We start from the raw sequence: 716 nt of genomic DNA on the forward strand, positions 1-716 counted from the left end.
CATAGTTACAATTGAATATTACGGAAAACAGATTATGATTTTAAAAGGAAATGACGTTGAAAAGTTTTTAAACAAAATAACTCGGGCAAATAATGAAAAAGAAAAACAACTTATTATGGCTAAAATTACAGGTAACTTCAAAAGAGGAAATGAACGTAATTGAAAGCGAATCTCATTTACATTTTGATTATACAGCATATTCAAAAGAAATGTCACTCATACGACATTTCTTTATATTTTCTTCATAAAAAATTTACATTTTTAATATTCTTTTACTTTTATATAAACTTACCGCTGAGATACAAGCAGTGCTTCTTATTTAATTACACAATAAATGCTTCATTACGTCTTCAAGTAATACGTTCGGCTTTAAGACCTCGTTTTCCGTACGCCATCCTATAAATCCATCTGGCCTTATTACTACCGCTCCTCCATTTTCTATCCCGTATAATTTTCTAAAAGAGTTACCTTGATCGATGAAGTCACCAGTTAAACCAACCTGATAAACTTTCACCTTTACTCCTAATCGGGATGAAACAACATGTACTGCTTCAGTCCAAGCACTATGCCCTGCCCCAGTAAGTAATACAAAATTGCTACCAAATAGATCAAGTATAGAAACTTCATTCCCTTCATAAGTTCCCCAAAAATGTGGCGCACGCGTTCCCGGTCGTCCGTTCAAATCCACTATATCCATTCTATGCGGGGTGTTATAT

2 protein-coding genes are annotated in these 716 nt (G+C 33.8%); one reads left to right on the forward strand and one right to left on the reverse strand.

From position 1 onward, the window contains the following. The first annotated feature begins 1 nt into the window (after position 1). A complete protein-coding gene (locus AC1DTM_RS30100) occupies positions 2-163 on the forward strand; it encodes an ABC transporter ATP-binding protein (RefSeq protein WP_477001664.1) in 162 nt (53 codons plus the stop codon). A gap of 156 nt (positions 164-319) precedes the next feature. Here AC1DTM_RS30100 and AC1DTM_RS30105 read toward each other — a convergent pair. Beyond that, positions 320-716: aromatic-ring hydroxylase C-terminal domain-containing protein (locus AC1DTM_RS30105; RefSeq protein WP_477001663.1), on the reverse strand; the 397-nt coding region annotated here is incomplete at its 5' end.

The sequence above is a fragment of the Bacillus sp. P4_D3 genome, assembly GCF_056401855.1.